The organism is Serratia sp. KH_031, from assembly GCF_057839655.1.
Map to the genome: position 1 here is coordinate 908,570 of NZ_CM174496.1, position 15,300 is coordinate 923,869.

Consider the following 15,300-nt stretch of genomic DNA (forward strand, 5'->3'; position numbering starts at 1 on the left):
CAGCAAAACGGCGCATTGCTGGCAACTCTGTTATCTTTACTCTTGAAGGCCATTCATAAAGAAACGGCCTTCAAATACGCCATTAATAATGTTTTTCTGAGCATCAGTAGTATTTTCTTTCAACTCGTTCATCACGTTATTACGATCCCAATACATCGCTGACACTTCGTTTTCCAACGCATTGTCCGTGGCATTAAAGACCATAATTTTGGGGGCTTCACCCGTTGGTGTCCATTTTGACCAGGCTAAAGTATCGACCACGCTCGGATCACCATGATGTAAAAAATTGCCATAATAAGTCATGACCGATTCTGTCAGTAATTGTCTGCCCGGCGCATTTTCTTGAGTGTAAAGTGGTGCGTTGGCAAACATTTTATTCGCTGGGTTAATTTCATAACCGAAAACAAAATCAACATCTGCACCGTGAGTGGCGCCGATATATTTGACATTTTCCTCACTGGCAACATCCAAATCATGTCCCCAACGCATACGATAGGCATAAATATCCGTCATTCCGGCATTATGTAATCGCTGTGCAAATGTTTCAACGCAGAATGAGGCATATAATTGGCTGCCATATTCGCGTGATTTAGTAAACGTATCAAAATTCTCTGGTTGGTCAAGCTCACCCGTTTTTAATTTCGGGAAAAATGCGGGATCTAGTAAATTAAATGCACCGAATTCATCATAATTACTGCCAAGCATCACCGGAACTTTATTGTAGTTGCCACTGGCAATCACATTAAAACCGGCCTTGGGAATCACCACTCCATCCATGAATAGATGGGTAAAAGGCTGCATTCGAATAATCGCACTGGGTAATGCCTGCACCAGATCTTGTGCCGATTGCCCGTACAAGAATGATGAAATATCTTCATCGGTTGCCGCCACCAACCAATTTTGCGCACTTGCCGTATCACTCACGGTGCCGCTTTTCACCAACAGTGTTTGGATAACCTGATTGGCTGTCGCTTCACCGGCCTCAACGGTTGATAAGGTTTCACCACCACTCATCAAAATCGCTTTTTGATATAACCCCTTAAATTCAGGTGATATCAACGATGCCATCACATCGCGTGCCCCTGCGGATTGACCTGCCAATGTGATATTTTTGCTGTCACCACCAAAACTGGCGGCATTGTTCTGCACCCATTGCAGGGCTTTTTGAATATCAAGTAGGGTATAGTTGCCGGAATCACTTAATGGATCGCCGGTGCGTAATGCTGGCGTTGTCAGATATCCCAAGACATCCAGGCGATAATTAATCGTGATGATAATAGCGTTAGCTTTGACCGCTAATTTATCACCAACATAATTATTCCCGCTATCATTCCGATTACCTCCACCATGTACATAGACCATGACTGGAAGATTCGTCTCATTGGTATTAGGTCGCCATACGTTTAAATATAAACAATCTTCATCCCCAATAACCTTTCCAGCTGAAACCTGGGTACAAACATTGGCATATTCAGTTGCATCACGGACTCCCTGCCAGCTTTCGATATCGGCAGGTTTATGCCACCTTAATTTTCCGATGGGTGCAGCAGCATAAGGAACACCTAACCAAGAGAATGCGGTTGAGTCACTATTTAATGCGCCTTTGATAGCTCCGTTACTAATACTTCGTTCTACATTCTGATTGAATGATGGAGCATCGTTTTGATTGAAGGATGATGAGTTATCACATCCATTTATCATTCCAGTGAATATTAATGTGGTTAAAATGGTTAATGCCGGTTTTTTCATTTCATTAATCCCTATGAAAGTTTATTCGAGTTTATATCTGTGATGCTTTCAGTGACAAGCAGCTCGTTGGAAATATGACGGATATATTGATACTGGACATAAAATCAAGGCAACAAGCTTAAAAGTTGCCAAAAGCTGGCTTTGTGACTCGGCTCACTGCGGCCTCGATGAATAGGGTCATAAAGCCAATAAAGATACAGCTTCAAGTATGGGGGGTATAAACTAATAGAAAGCTCAGGAGGCTGCTATGGACTACGAATTTTTGCGTGATGTGACCGATCAAGTGGTGGTCAAATTTTCGATGGGGCATGAAGCCATCGGCCACTGGATTAATGAAGAAGTCAAAGGGGATTTAACTCTGTTGGATCGCGTTGAAGCGGGGGCGGCAGAGGTGAAAGGCAGTGAACGGCAGTGGATATTGGAAGGGCATGAATACACCCTGCTGATGGACGGTGAAGAAGTGATGATCCGTGCCAACCAACTCGAATTTGAAGGCGACGAGATGGAAGAGGGGATGAATTATTACGACGAAGAAAGTTTGTCTTTCTGTGGCGTAGAAGACTTCTTGCTGGTGTTGCAGGCGTATCGAAAATTCACGCTTGGTAAGTAGAAACGGTGTACATGTCGCAGCCATGCCGTTAATCTTTTAGTTAATCTTATCGAGTTAGAGAGCTTCATGGCCACATTGAAGGAAATTGCTGAAGCGGCGGGTGTTTCAGTCGCGACGGTCTCACGCGTATTGAATGATGACCCGAGCCTAAGCGTGAAGGAACAGACCAAACAGCGCATTCTGGAAGCCGCAGAGCGACTGGAGTATCGCGTCAATCCTCGGCGGCAAGCGCACAATCATGCGCAGCGATTGACCTTTCTGGCGCTATTTAACTATCGCCAAGAAATGGAGATCAACGATCCTTACTACCTCTCTATTCGTTATGGTATTGAAACCCAATGTGAAAAACTGGGTATCAGCCTGATCTCGCAATATGATTATTCCTTCGATCGCGAGTTGCCAACTATTGATGGCGTGCTGGTGGTCGGGCGTCCTTCTGCGGCGAGCGCAGAGCAGATTGCTAAGCTATCCCGCCATATCACCTATATCGATTGCACCAGTCATGATGATCGTTTTGATAGCGTCGATGTTGATCTGGGTAAGATCAGCCAGCAGGTGGTTGATTATTTCATGCAGCATGGCTATCAGCGCATCGGTTTTATTGGCGGACAGGACGATGTGGAACAAGCCGATATTCGTGAAATTGCCTTTACTGATTACGGCTTGCAGCAAGGCGTAGTCTCTACCGATGATATTTATCGTGGCGATTTCTCCAGTCAGTCCGGCTATCAGCTTGCCAAAGAGATGTTAGATAGCGATGCGGGTTGCCCACCGGCGTTGTTTATTGCTTCTGACTCTATCGCCATCGGCGTGCTACGTGCGCTACACGAAAAAGGGATGGCGGTGCCAAAACAGGTGGCACTGATCAGTGTTAATGATATTCCGACCGCACGCTTTACCGTACCTTCGCTTTCTACTGTGCGCATTCACTCTGAACTGATGGGAAGTCAGGGCGTGAATCTATTGGTGGAACGCCTGCGTGATGAGCGAGTTATCTCGCTGAAAGTTTACGTACCGAGCGAATTGCAGTTACGCGGTACGACCAAGTAGCATTTTTTATTTGTGATAAGGTTAATGTTTACTACTGCTTAACCTGATTTTTAGTAAAAATTTCACTAAAGTTTACCTTCCATTGCTGGGAGATAAAAACATGGTGAGTTTTGAGCAATTCAAGGAATTGGATATTCGTGTAGGCCGGGTCAGTGAGATCCGCAGGCATGAAAAGGCAGATAAACTGTATATCGCACAGATCGATATTGGTAATGACACACCGCTGCAAACCGTCACCAGTCTGGCGCCGTATTACAGCGAACAAGAAATGCTGGATAGCACGGTGATCGTTCTGATCAACCTGCAACCGACGCGTATTCGCGGCGAACGTTCTGAATGCATGTTGTTGTGTGCTGAAACGGATGACGAGAGCCAGAGTGTGTTGTTGCAGCCACGTTCTGAAGTACCGATAGGAACGCGGATCGTATAAATAGAACCTATATCAAAGGAAACCGGCAGCGCTATGTTGCCGGTTTTTTTTCGCGCGGACGATAGGAAATAATCATTTTTTGATTTCTAAAACTGAGATATAGCTCTCTATTTTTTATTTTTGACTAAATATAATCATTTTGATTAAAATAAATCAAAATAGAGGGCGGTATGAAACTGAAAGCGGCAATAGAAAGAATTCCAGGAGGGATGATGGTCGTCCCTTTGGTGCTCGGTGCTTTGTTGAACACGTTTGTCCCCGAAGCCTTAAACATCGGTGGGTTTACCACTGCCTTGTTTAAAAATGGTGCGGCGCCATTGATCGGTGCGTTCTTGCTCTGTATGGGAGCCGGGATCAGTTTTAAAGCTGCACCACAGGCGTTGTTACAAGGTGGCACTATTACGTTGACCAAATTATTGGTCGCCATGGCGCTAGGTTTGGGCGTTGAGCGTTTGTTTGGAGCTGAAGGGATCTTTGGCCTGACTGGCGTAGCGATCATTGCGGCAATGAGTAACTCCAACGGTGGACTGTATGCAGCGCTGGTGGGTGAGTTCGGCAATGAGCGCGATGTGGGGGCGATTTCTATCCTGTCGCTCAATGATGGACCGTTCTTTACCATGATTGCTCTCGGTGCCGCGGGTATGGCTAACATCCCCTTAATGGCGTTGGTCGCGGTATTGGTGCCACTGTTGGTTGGCATGATGCTCGGCAACCTTGATCCACATATGCGGGAATTCTTAACCAAGGGTGGGCCAGTCTTGATCCCATTCTTTGCTTTTGCGTTGGGTGCCGGGATCAATTTGGAAATGCTGTTACAAGGTGGGCTGGCTGGCATTCTGTTAGGTGTACTTACCACTTTTGTTGGCGGTTTCTTTAATATCCGTGCGGATCGCCTTGTGGGTGGTAGCGGTATTGCTGGCGCGGCGGCATCCAGCACCGCAGGCAATGCGGTCGCAACGCCTTTGGCCATTGCTCAGGCCGATCCTTCATTGGCGTCAGTAGCGGCGGCGGCGGCACCGTTGATCGCAGCCTCGGTGATTACCACGGCGATCCTCACGCCGATCCTCAGTTCTTGGGTTGCCAAGCGTAATGCGGCCAAGGCGGCTATCGCGGAGAAAGCAGCATGAGAATGATCGTCATTGCGGATGATTTTACCGGCGCTAATGACACTGGCGTGCAATTGGCTAAAAAAGGTGCGCGTACCGATGTGCTGCTGAATGACCAGCAAAAACCACCGCGAGGGGGGGATGTGTTGGTGATTAACACCGAGAGCCGAGCGTTGATCGCTGATGAAGCTCGTCGCAAGGTTGCCGCTGCGCTACAACCTTATTGCAGTAACGGTAATCCACCCTTGGTGTACAAGAAGATTGATTCGACCTTCCGTGGCAATGTCGGCGCTGAAATCGAAGCGGCGATGCAGGCTTGTAATGCACAAATCGCCATTGTCGCTGCGGCGATCCCGGCAGCCGGGCGAATCACGCGGAAGGGGAAATGCTGGGTACATAACGTGCTGTTGGTAGAAACCGAGTTTGCCAGCGATCCGAAAACACCGATTGTGTCTTCACATATCAAAACGTTGATTGCTTTACAGACCGATATTCCTATCCATGAATTGAGTCTGTCGGTAGTGCGCAGTGGAGAACTGCTTAGCAGGTTGCAACATTTGAGTCAGCAAGAGCGCTGCATTGTGGTAGTGGATGCTGAACAAGACAGCGATCTGGCTCAGTTGGCGCAAAGCATCAGTCAACTGGCGGGACGCTTACTGTTGGTGGGGGCTGCTGGTTTGGCTAATGCGCTCCCAGCGAGCTGTTATCTCAGCCCTCGACAACGTTTACCGGTGCTGGTGGTGGCGGGGTCAATGAGTGAAGCGACTCGCCAACAAATTGCTTTTGCCGAGCAGGAAAAATCACTGGGTATTGTCGATATCGACGTTGAGACGCTGTTGACGGCGCAGAATGCCCAAGCGTGCGAACGAATCGTCAACCAAGCGGTTGCGCTGTTGCAGGATCGTCAACATTGCGTGTTACGTACTTGTCGTGATGCTGAGGCTCGGCAATGGGTCGATCAACTGTGTGTAAACACTCAATTGAGCCGCCAACAACTGGGTGAGCGGATTAGCCAGTCTTTGGGGGCTATCACCTTGTCGATTATCAACCATACGCAAATTGGCGGTTTGTTCCTGACGGGAGGCGATATTGCGATCGCCGTTGCCAGAGCATTGGGGGCGGAAGGTTACCGCATTAGCGCCGAGGTCGCCCCTTGCGTGCCTTGTGGCACTTTTATCAATAGCGAAATTGACGACTTACCCGTGATCACTAAAGCCGGTGGATTTGGCGGCCCAACCACTCTTAGAGACGCACTTTATTTTATTGAGGAAATGTACAGTGGCAAATAACACAATTGCAGTCACCATGGGCGATCCCGCAGGGATCGGGCCGGAAATTATTATCAAGGCCTTGGCCGAAGGTGAATTGTCGGGTAGCAAGGCGGTGGTGATCGGTTGTTTACATACGCTTGCGCGCATTCAGGCTTTAGGTATTACCCCACCGGTCGAATTACGGGCAATACAACATGTTTCGCAGGCACGCTTTGCGCCAGGGTTAATCAACGTTATCGATGAGCCGTTGGAAGATCCCGCCGCGCTGACACCGGGGAAAGTGCAAGCTCAGGCGGGTGATCTGGCCTACCGTTGCGTAAAGCGTGCCGCCGAAATGGCGATGGCGGGTGAAGTTCAGGCCATTGCTACTGCGCCGTTGAATAAAGAAGCGCTACATTTGGCCGGGCATATGTATCCGGGCCATACCGAACTGTTGGCTAAACTGACCAACAGCCGGGATTACGCCATGGTGTTGTATACCGATAAATTAAAAGTGATCCATGTTTCGACCCATATTGCTCTGCGCAAATTTCTTGATACGCTCAGCGCACAACGTATTGAAACCGTGGTGAGCATGGCGGATACCTTCCTCAAACGTGTGGGCTTCACTCATCCGCGTATTGCGGTTGCTGGGGTGAATCCACATGCGGGTGAAAATGGTCTGTTTGGCGATGAAGAGATCACTATTGTTAGCCCGGCGATTGCGGCGGTGAAGCAACTAGGAATCGATGTCTATGGGCCTTGTCCACCGGACACGGTGTTCCTGCAAGCTTATGAAGGGCAGTACGATATGGTGGTCGCCATGTATCACGATCAAGGTCATATTCCACTGAAACTGCTAGGCTTTTATGATGGAGTTAATATCACGGCTGGTTTACCGTTTATTCGTACTTCTGCCGATCACGGTACGGCGTTTGATATTGCCTGGACAGGAAAAGCCAAGTCTGAGAGCATGGCTATCTCGATCCAATTAGCCAGTCAACTCGCCTAGTTTATGAAATTACAAAGCCGTTTGAACCAGATTCTGGATTATCTAAAGAGCCATAATCTGGTTACGGTTGAACAACTGGTCACTGCGATTGATGCATCGCCAGCCACTATCCGACGTGATTTGATCAAGCTTGATGAGCAAGGCATTATCAACCGTAGTCATGGTGGTGTAGCACTTAATCGTTTTATCCCCGTTCAGCCAACCACCAATGAAAAGCAATTGCGTTACCAGCAGGAAAAGCGAAATATCGCGCAACATGCGCTGTCGCTGATTAATGCCGGGGATGCGGTGGTGCTAGATGCTGGCACCACGATGCTTGAGTTGGCGCGTAATCTGACTCACTTACCGTTGCGGGTGATCACGGCTGATCTACGTATTGCCTTGTTCCTGTCAGAGTTCAAACAAATCGAAGTCACCATTATTGGTGGTCGGATTGATGACAGCAGTCAGTCTTGTGTCGGCGATCATGGTCGTAAACTGTTGCGTGGTATTTATCCTGATATCGCTTTCATCAGTTGCAACTCATGGAGTTTGGAAAAAGGGATCACCACACCAACGGAAGAAAAGGCGGGATTGAAGCAGGATCTGGCGGCGAATGCACGGCGGCGGGTATTGTTGGCGGATAGCAGCAAATACGGTGCCTATTCACTGTTTTGCGTTACATCACTGGGCAGCTTGACCGATATCGTCACCGATAAGGCGTTGCCAGCGGAGTTACAGCAGCAACTCGCGACTTTACCGAGTAAGTTGCACGTGGTCTAGTGGAAGTGATCGTGATTTAACATCGGGGCAGCAAGGCGCTGCCCCGTGTTGTTATAGAGATAAAGAGTTACGGAGGTAGAGTGTTACAGGTGCGGAATATTCCGCCCGTAATAGATCTCCTGCATTTCTTTCCACAGCAAATCGGTGATGCGTTGGCGTTCAGTGTCGTTCAGCTCTTCTGGCTTGGCATTGAACAGGTAGTGTTTCAGGTCGAAATCTTTCAATAACATCTTGGTATGGAAGATGTTTTCCTGATAAACGTTCACATCCATCATATGGTACAGCGCCTTCATATCCTCAGACATAAAGTTCTGGATCGAGTTGATCTCATGATCGATGTAATGCTTCACGCCGTTGACGTCGCGGGTAAAGCCGCGCACGCGATAATCCATGGTGACGATATCGGATTCCAACTGGTGAATCAGGTAATTGAGCGCTTTGAGCGGTGAAATGACGCCACAGGTGGAAACTTCAATATCGGCGCGGAAGGTGCAGAGGCCGCCTTCGGGATGACTTTCTGGGTAGGTATGAACGCAGATATGGCTTTTATCCAGATGGGCAACCACAGCCTTCGATAGTGGGCCTGGATGTTCCGAGGTATCAACGTCTTTGGGATCGACCGGTTCTTCGCTGACCAAAATGGTCACGCTAGCACCTTGAGGATCGTAATCCTGACGAGCGATGTTCAAAATGTTGGCGCCAATGATCGAGCAAGTTTCGCTCAAGATCTCGGTTAGACGGTTGGCGTTGTATTGTTCGTCAATGTAGGCGATATAGCCGTCACGATCGTCCGCCGTTTTGGCGTAACAGATATCGTAAATACAAAAACTCAGGCTTTTGGTCAGGTTGTTGAAGCCGTGCAGTTTCAGCTTTTGCAATTTGGTTCACCTCCTTTATTTTTATCTTCTCGCTTAACGTATTACGTCAGTGCGTTGAGCAAATACTGTGGCAGAGCAAAGCTGCCGACGTGAATTGCTGGGTTGTAGTAGCGGCAGTTTAAGCCACTTTGATGAAAACGTTGTTGCAGTGTGGTCAAATCCAACTGACGCAACGCTGGATCTTGAGTCGCCCAGGCGAAGGTCATGATGCCGCCGTAATAGGTCGGGATCGCAGCCTGATAAAAACTGACGTCTTTGAAATAGTGGCTCAGTTTCTGGTGGCTGTTAATCGCTTCATCTTGTTGCAGGAAGCACACGCCGTTCTGGGCAACAAAGATACCGCCTTCGTGCAGACAACGGGCACAGCCCTCATAGAATGCAGAGGTGAACAGGCTTTCACCGGGGCCGATCGGATCGGTGCAATCGGAGATGATCACATCGAATTTTTCATCAGTTTGATTAACGAAGTTAACGCCGTCATCAATCACTAGCTTGAAGCGCGGATCGTCATAAGCACCGGCATTGTGGTTCGGCAGGTATTGGCGGCAAAATTCCACCACTCCGGCGTCGATTTCTACCATCGTGATTTGCTCAATACTTTTGTGACGACTGACTTCACGCAGCATTGCACCGTCGCCACCGCCGATAATCAGCACTTTCTTTGCCTGACCATGCGCCAGCAACGGTACATGAGTCATCATTTCGTGATAAATGAACTCATCACGCTCGGTGGTTTGTACCACACCGTCGAGTGCCATCACGCGGCCCAATACCGGATTCTCAAAGATAACCAGATCTTGATGTTCGGTTTTCTCTCGGTACAGCACGTTCTCGACTGAGAAATACTGGCCGAAATTGGCATGTAGCGTTTCATACCAAATCTCTTTTTGGGTCATGTGCGAGCTCCTCCTATTCATAACGGCAACCATAAAAATGGCGCAACATCATAGCTAACTCTGCCAGTCGATGCACGGCTGAATTTCACACAGAATGTCCCTGTAATCCTAAAAGATACAAGGAAGTCAGTCGTATCTCGGAAGATTACAAGGGGCGTAAATAGGGGGAGGGGCAGCTTAGTTGGCGTAGGCCAATAGGCTCAGTGAGTCGCGTGCCAAGGATTTACACTTGGTAGGGGTAGGGATAGCAATGCCACTCAGATCACGATAGCTGTCTTCACCCAGCGCTTTCATGTTGTAGCTATTATAGTTGCTAAGATCCCAACGGTTTTGCTGGGCGAAGTAAACGATCGCACGTTTGATTTGCGCATTAGGCAACTCATTGTAACCACAATCATTTTTAAGATAGACGAACACCGCAGTCAGATCGGCGAGATCTTCTGCTTCAGATTCATTCAGCGCCAGGCTGGCATTAGAGAAGCCCAGCATGGTGAGCAACAGCACCAGTAAGGTTGTTTTTTTCATGGTAAATAAGCCAATGGGACGTCAGCAGAAGTTACCACACTTGCTTGTAAAGACACCAAGTTTTCTTCTGGACAGTTAATGCTTGACCTTCCGCTAAGGGGAAGGTTTAGGCTGGACGACTTATCACTGAATATAAGGAAGTCAGCGATGCAACGCCGTGATTTTATCAAATTGACCGCTGCGCTAGGCGCGGCGAGTGCCTTACCTCTATGGAGTCGCTCCGTTTGGGTGGCTGAACTGCCTGCTTTACCTATCCCACCGTTACTGGCACCTGATGCGCAAGGGAAGCTCGCACTGACGTTACAGACCGGCCAGATGAACTGGTTGCCTAATGTGGCAACCCATACCTGGGGCATTAATGGCGCATTGCTTGGCCCGGCGGTGCAGTTGCAACGTGGTAAACCGGTCTCGGTCGAAATTAAAAATACGCTGCCAGAGGCCAGTACCGTGCACTGGCATGGGCTGGAGATCCCTGGTGATGTCGATGGTGGCCCGCAAGCATTGATCCAGCCGGGTACTATACGCAAGGTCGAGTTCACCGTTGATCAACCGGCGGCGACTTGTTGGTTCCACCCGCACACTCACGGTAAAACTGGTCATCAGGTGATGATGGGGTTAGGCGGTTTAGTGCTGTTGGAAGATGAAGAGAGCAGTAAACTGCCATTGCCTAAAACCTGGGGTAAAGATGATATTCCGGTGATTTTGCAGGATAAACGCCTAGGTAAAGATGGGCAGATTGAATATCAACTGGACGTGATGAGCGCCGCAGTAGGTTGGTTTGGCGATCGCATGTTTACCAACGGTGCACAGTATCCGCAGCATATCGCACCACGCGGCTGGCTGCGTTTGCGTTTCCTCAATGGCTGTAACGCACGTTCATTGACGCTGGCTACCAGTGATAATCGCCCACTGTACGTTATCGCCAGCGATGGTGGTTTCCTCGCTGAACCGGTGAAGCTCAGCGAGTTGCCAATCCTGATGGGCGAACGTTTTGAAGTTCTGGTGGATGCTTCTGACGGTAAACCCTTCGATATCGTGACGTTGCCAGTGAAACAGATGGGTATGACGTTGGCACCCTTCGATCTAGCGCTGCCAGTTTTGCGTATTCAACCGTCATTGGCGAAAGGGATCAAAACCATGCCAGACAGCTTGGTCAAGCTGCCAGCCATACCTGCGGTTACCGGTATACAGGAACGTTGGCTACAACTGATGATGGACCCGAAGCTGGATATGCTGGGTATGAAGGCGTTGATGGAGAGCTACGGGCAGCAGGCGATGGCCGGGATGAGCATGGATCACGGTGGTATGGCAGGTATGGACGCTGGCAGTATGCAAGGCATGGATCATGGCGACATGAAGGGCATGAGTAACAGCAAGATGGCCGGTATGGATCATGGCAATATGAAAGGTATGGATCACGGTAAGAAAGCCGGGTTCGACTTCCATGATGGCAACAAGATCAACGGCAAAGCCTTTGATATGAATAAGCCGATGTTTGCCGCCAAAAAAGGGCAATACGAGAAGTGGACCATCTCAGGTGAGGGCGACATGATGCTGCACCCGTTCCACATTCATGGCACTCAATTCCGCATTCTGAGTGAAAACGGCAAACCACCGGCAGCACACCGTAGCGGTTGGAAGGACACTGTGCGTGTCGAAGGGGCGCGTAGCGAAGTGCTGGTGCGGTTTGATTATCCAGCCAGCGCTGATCACGCTTATATGGCGCACTGCCATCTGCTGGAGCACGAAGATACTGGGATGATGCTGGGCTTCACCGTCGCATAGTGATTAACGGTGGTAGCTCGCGTCGCCACCGTCTTCAGGCTATGCTAAACTCTGCGCCCTTCTTCCGGCAACTGCCTTTAAAACGATTGATCTTAAAACTATGAAACACACTGTAGACGTAATGATTTCCGAGCAGGAAGTTAAGACCCGTATCGCCGAACTTGGCCACCAGATCACCGAACATTACCGTGATAGCGGTAGCGAAATGGTGTTGGTAGGCTTGCTGCGTGGTTCCTTCATGTTCATGGCTGACCTGTGTCGCACCATTGACGTGCCGCACGAAGTCGATTTTATGACCGCCTCCAGCTACGGTAGCGGCATGTCCACCACGCGCGATGTGAAGATCTTGAAAGATCTGGATGAAGACATTCGTGGCAAGGACGTGTTGATCGTTGAAGACATCATTGATTCTGGCAACACGCTGAACAAAGTGCGCGAGATCTTGTCACTGCGTGAGCCTAAATCTCTGGCGATTTGTACGCTGTTGGACAAACCAGAGCGTCGTGAAGTAGAAGTGCCGGTGGAGTTTGTTGGTTTCTCGATCCCAGACGAGTTCGTGGTCGGTTACGGTATCGACTACGCGCAACGCTATCGTCATCTGCCGTATGTCGGCAAAGTGGTATTGTTGGATGAGTAAATAAATATCATGGGGCGCATGATAGATACGCCCCATTAACGGCTTAAGAGGTGGTGTCTTTTAATGTCGAGATAGCCTTGCGGTAACCCATTTCCAAGCTTTCACGGCTGGTTGCCGTCACTTCCAAGTCGTGCAGACGACCATCTTGTAGGCCATACACCCAACCATGGATCATCACTTTCTGACCGCGCTTCCAAGCCGATTGCATGATAGTGGAGTGTCCCAAGTTGTACACTTGCTCAATCACATTGATTTCACACAGTACATCCAGACGCTTCTCAGGTTCGAACTCTCCCAATAGCGAGCTATGCTTGTACCACAAATCACGGATGTGCAGCAGCCAGTTGTTGATCAAACCCAGTTCGGGATTTTCTACTGCCGCTGATACCCCACCGCAACCGAGGTGGCCGCAGATGATGATATGTTCAATTTCCAGTACGTCAACGGCGTATTGCACCACCGAAAGACAGTTCAAATCGGTATGAATCACCAGATTGGCGACGTTACGGTGAACGAAGAGTTCACCGGGCTCTAAGCCGGTCAGTCGTTCAGCAGGTACACGGCTGTCAGAGCAGCCAATCCATAAGAAACGCGGTTTTTGCGCTTGTGCCAGGTTTTCAAAAAAGCCGGGATCCTCTTGGGTCATGGTATCAGACCAGGCTTGGTTATTAGCGATAAGAGCTTCGATTTCTTTCATGGAGGTTATAGACCTGTAACGAACAGATTGCGTTGGGGTAATATAGGGTAAGTGTCACAATTTGGAAATCGGAACAGTTACTCGAGCGCACGGATTCAACTCAGCGAAAACGTGATTGATGGTAAAATCACCATTAAAACCAAGCAGCGATAGACTACTCACCAAGGTACTCTCTAATTTATGAACCATGCACTGGAATTATCGCAACTGACCAAAACCTATGCGGGTGGCGTCAAAGCGTTGCGTGGCATCGACTTGAATGTCGAAGCCGGGGACTTTTATGCACTACTGGGGCCCAATGGGGCAGGGAAATCCACCACCATCGGCATTATCAGTTCGTTGGTGAATAAAACCGCGGGCAAGGTAAAAGTATTTGGTTACGACATTGACCAAGACATCGTCAATGCCAAGCGTCAGTTAGGGCTGGTGCCGCAAGAGTTCAACTTCAACCCGTTTGAAACCGTGATGCAGATTGTCGTCAATCAGGCCGGTTACTACGGTGTGACGCGTAAAGAAGCGCTGGAACGGGCGGAAATTTACCTCAACCAGTTAGATCTATGGGGCAAACGTGATGAACGTGCGCGGATGCTGTCTGGTGGGATGAAACGCCGCTTGATGATTGCCCGTGCGCTGATGCACCAACCGAAATTGCTGATCCTCGATGAGCCGACCGCGGGTGTCGATATTGAACTGCGTCGCTCAATGTGGGGCTTCCTGAAAGAGCTGAACGCGCAGGGCACCACCATCATTCTGACCACCCACTATTTGGAAGAGGCAGAAATGCTGTGCCGCAATATCGGCATCATTCAAAACGGTGAACTGGTAGAAAACACCTCAATGAAAGAGCTGCTGTCCAAGCTGAAATCGGAGACCTTTATCCTCGATTTAGCGGCTAAGAGCCCGATTCCGAAGCTGGAAGGCTACCACAACAAGTTGACGGATACGTCGACACTGGAAGTTGAAGTGATGCGTGAGCAAGGGTTGAACGGTTTGTTCACCCAATTAAGCGCTCAGGGCATTCAGGTATTGAGTATGCGCAACAAAGCCAACCGGCTGGAAGAACTGTTTGTTGGCCTGGTCAATGGCAATGGAGAACAACAATGATGCGTTTGTATTGGGTGGCGTTGCAGAGCATCTGGGCGAAAGAGATCAACCGCTTTATGCGTATTTGGATCCAGACCCTAGTGCCGCCAGTGATCACCATGACCTTGTATTTCATCATTTTCGGCAACCTGATTGGTTCGCAAATTGGTGCCATGCACGGCTTCAGTTACATGCAGTTTATCGTGCCGGGTTTGATCATGATGGCGGTGATCACTAACTCCTATGCCAACGTCGCGGCTTCGTTCTTTAGCGCTAAATTCCAGCGCAATATTGAAGAGTTGCTGGTGGCTCCAGTGCCAACGCACGTGGTTATTGCCGGTTACGTCGGCGGTGGCGTGGCGCGTGGTGTCTGCGTGGGGATTTTGGTCACGGCGATCTCACTGTTCTTCGTGCCTTTGCAAGTTCACGCTTGGTGGGTGATTGCCGTGACGCTGTTGCTGACCGCGATTCTGTTCTCTCTGGGCGGTTTGCTTAACGCAGTGTTTGCCAATACTTTCGATGATATCAGCCTGATACCAACCTTCGTGTTGACACCGCTGACCTATCTGGGCGGTGTGTTCTACTCATTGGCACTGTTACCGCCTTTCTGGCAGGCGGTGTCTAAGCTGAACCCGATCGTCTATATGATCAGCGGTTTCCGTTACGGCTTCCTCGGTATTGCCGATGTGCCGCTGGCTTTAACCATGCTGGTATTGGTGGCGTTTATCGCAGTGTTCTATCTGTTGGCTTGGTATTTGATAGAACGTGGTCGTGGGTTGCGTTCCTGATTAAAATATTCCAAATAATGGGTGCCGTATCTTATGCAGTTG

The 15,300-nt window shown here is 49.2% G+C and carries 16 protein-coding genes; 11 read left to right on the forward strand and 5 right to left on the reverse strand.

Features of this window, described 5'->3' with window-relative positions; translation table 11 throughout:
• Positions 1 to 36: 36 nt before the first annotated feature.
• A complete protein-coding gene (locus AC3ISQ_RS03940) occupies positions 37 to 1,749 on the reverse strand; it encodes a carboxylesterase/lipase family protein (RefSeq protein WP_489350724.1) in 1,713 nt (570 codons plus the stop codon).
• 247 nt (positions 1,750 to 1,996) lie between these two features.
• On the opposite strand from AC3ISQ_RS03940, the gene yacL reads away from it, so the two are divergent.
• The 7 genes from yacL to AC3ISQ_RS03975 all read left to right on the forward strand — a co-directional run bounded on the left by yacL (position 1,997) and on the right by AC3ISQ_RS03975 (position 7,969).
• Positions 1,997 to 2,359: a protein YacL gene (gene yacL / locus AC3ISQ_RS03945; protein WP_489350726.1), complete on the forward strand. Its 363-nt coding sequence runs from the start codon at positions 1,997 to 1,999 to the stop codon at positions 2,357 to 2,359.
• 66 nt (positions 2,360 to 2,425) lie between these two features.
• The gene (ebgR, locus tag AC3ISQ_RS03950) at positions 2,426 to 3,409 is read left to right on the forward strand and encodes a transcriptional regulator EbgR (RefSeq protein WP_489350728.1); all 984 of its coding nucleotides are present in this window, start codon (positions 2,426 to 2,428) and stop codon (positions 3,407 to 3,409) included.
• A 100-nt stretch (positions 3,410 to 3,509) separates the two neighbouring features.
• Positions 3,510 to 3,839 (forward strand): tRNA-binding protein, encoded by a 330-nt coding sequence (locus AC3ISQ_RS03955; protein ID WP_489350730.1) that lies wholly within the window; start codon positions 3,510 to 3,512, stop codon positions 3,837 to 3,839.
• Positions 3,840 to 4,009: 170 nt separating this feature from the next.
• A complete protein-coding gene (locus AC3ISQ_RS03960; protein WP_489350732.1) occupies positions 4,010 to 4,966 on the forward strand; it encodes a 2-keto-3-deoxygluconate permease 1 in 957 nt (318 codons plus the stop codon).
• Positions 4,963 to 6,234 (forward strand): D-threonate kinase, encoded by a 1,272-nt coding sequence (dtnK, locus tag AC3ISQ_RS03965; protein WP_489350734.1) that lies wholly within the window; start codon positions 4,963 to 4,965, stop codon positions 6,232 to 6,234. The genes AC3ISQ_RS03960 and dtnK overlap by 4 nt, the downstream gene beginning before the upstream one ends.
• Positions 6,235 to 6,250: 16 nt before the next feature.
• The gene (locus AC3ISQ_RS03970; protein WP_489353119.1) at positions 6,251 to 7,207 is read left to right on the forward strand and encodes a D-threonate 4-phosphate dehydrogenase; all 957 of its coding nucleotides are present in this window, start codon (positions 6,251 to 6,253) and stop codon (positions 7,205 to 7,207) included.
• 3 nt (positions 7,208 to 7,210) lie between these two features.
• Positions 7,211 to 7,969 carry a DeoR/GlpR family DNA-binding transcription regulator gene (locus AC3ISQ_RS03975; RefSeq protein ID WP_489350736.1) on the forward strand — a complete coding sequence of 253 codons (759 nt, stop codon included), beginning with the start codon at positions 7,211 to 7,213 and terminating at the stop codon, positions 7,967 to 7,969.
• 83 nt (positions 7,970 to 8,052) lie between these two features.
• On the opposite strand, the gene speD is transcribed toward AC3ISQ_RS03975, so the two are convergent.
• The 3 genes from speD to AC3ISQ_RS03990 form a co-directional block, all read right to left on the reverse strand.
• A complete protein-coding gene (gene speD / locus AC3ISQ_RS03980) occupies positions 8,053 to 8,847 on the reverse strand; it encodes an adenosylmethionine decarboxylase (RefSeq protein WP_489350738.1) in 795 nt (264 codons plus the stop codon).
• A gap of 41 nt (positions 8,848 to 8,888) precedes the next feature.
• Positions 8,889 to 9,743: a polyamine aminopropyltransferase gene (gene speE, locus AC3ISQ_RS03985; RefSeq protein WP_489350740.1), complete on the reverse strand. Its 855-nt coding sequence runs from the start codon at positions 9,741 to 9,743 to the stop codon at positions 8,889 to 8,891.
• A 177-nt stretch (positions 9,744 to 9,920) separates the two neighbouring features.
• Positions 9,921 to 10,268: a YacC family pilotin-like protein gene (locus AC3ISQ_RS03990; protein WP_489350742.1), complete on the reverse strand. Its 348-nt coding sequence runs from the start codon at positions 10,266 to 10,268 to the stop codon at positions 9,921 to 9,923.
• 147 nt (positions 10,269 to 10,415) lie between these two features.
• Between AC3ISQ_RS03990 and cueO the strand changes: the two genes are divergently transcribed.
• Positions 10,416 to 12,053, forward strand: a complete 1,638-nt coding sequence (gene cueO, locus AC3ISQ_RS03995; RefSeq protein WP_489350743.1) for a multicopper oxidase CueO — start codon at positions 10,416 to 10,418, stop codon at positions 12,051 to 12,053.
• Between the two features lie 100 nt (positions 12,054 to 12,153).
• The gene (hpt, locus tag AC3ISQ_RS04000; protein WP_489350745.1) at positions 12,154 to 12,690 is read left to right on the forward strand and encodes a hypoxanthine phosphoribosyltransferase; all 537 of its coding nucleotides are present in this window, start codon (positions 12,154 to 12,156) and stop codon (positions 12,688 to 12,690) included.
• Positions 12,691 to 12,733: 43 nt separating this feature from the next.
• On the opposite strand, the gene can is transcribed toward hpt, so the two are convergent.
• On the reverse strand, positions 12,734 to 13,387 hold the full coding sequence (gene can, locus AC3ISQ_RS04005) for a carbonate dehydratase (RefSeq protein WP_489350747.1): 654 nt from the start codon (positions 13,385 to 13,387) through the stop codon (positions 12,734 to 12,736).
• A 180-nt stretch (positions 13,388 to 13,567) separates the two neighbouring features.
• On the opposite strand from can, the gene AC3ISQ_RS04010 reads away from it, so the two are divergent.
• Together AC3ISQ_RS04010 and AC3ISQ_RS04015 are read left to right on the forward strand one after the other, a co-directional pair.
• The gene (locus AC3ISQ_RS04010; protein WP_489350749.1) at positions 13,568 to 14,491 is read left to right on the forward strand and encodes an ABC transporter ATP-binding protein; all 924 of its coding nucleotides are present in this window, start codon (positions 13,568 to 13,570) and stop codon (positions 14,489 to 14,491) included.
• Positions 14,488 to 15,258, forward strand: coding sequence for an ABC transporter permease (locus AC3ISQ_RS04015; RefSeq protein WP_489350751.1), 771 nt, complete (start codon positions 14,488 to 14,490; stop codon positions 15,256 to 15,258). Before AC3ISQ_RS04010 ends, AC3ISQ_RS04015 begins: the two co-directional genes overlap by 4 nt.
• Positions 15,259 to 15,300 lie beyond the last annotated feature (42 nt).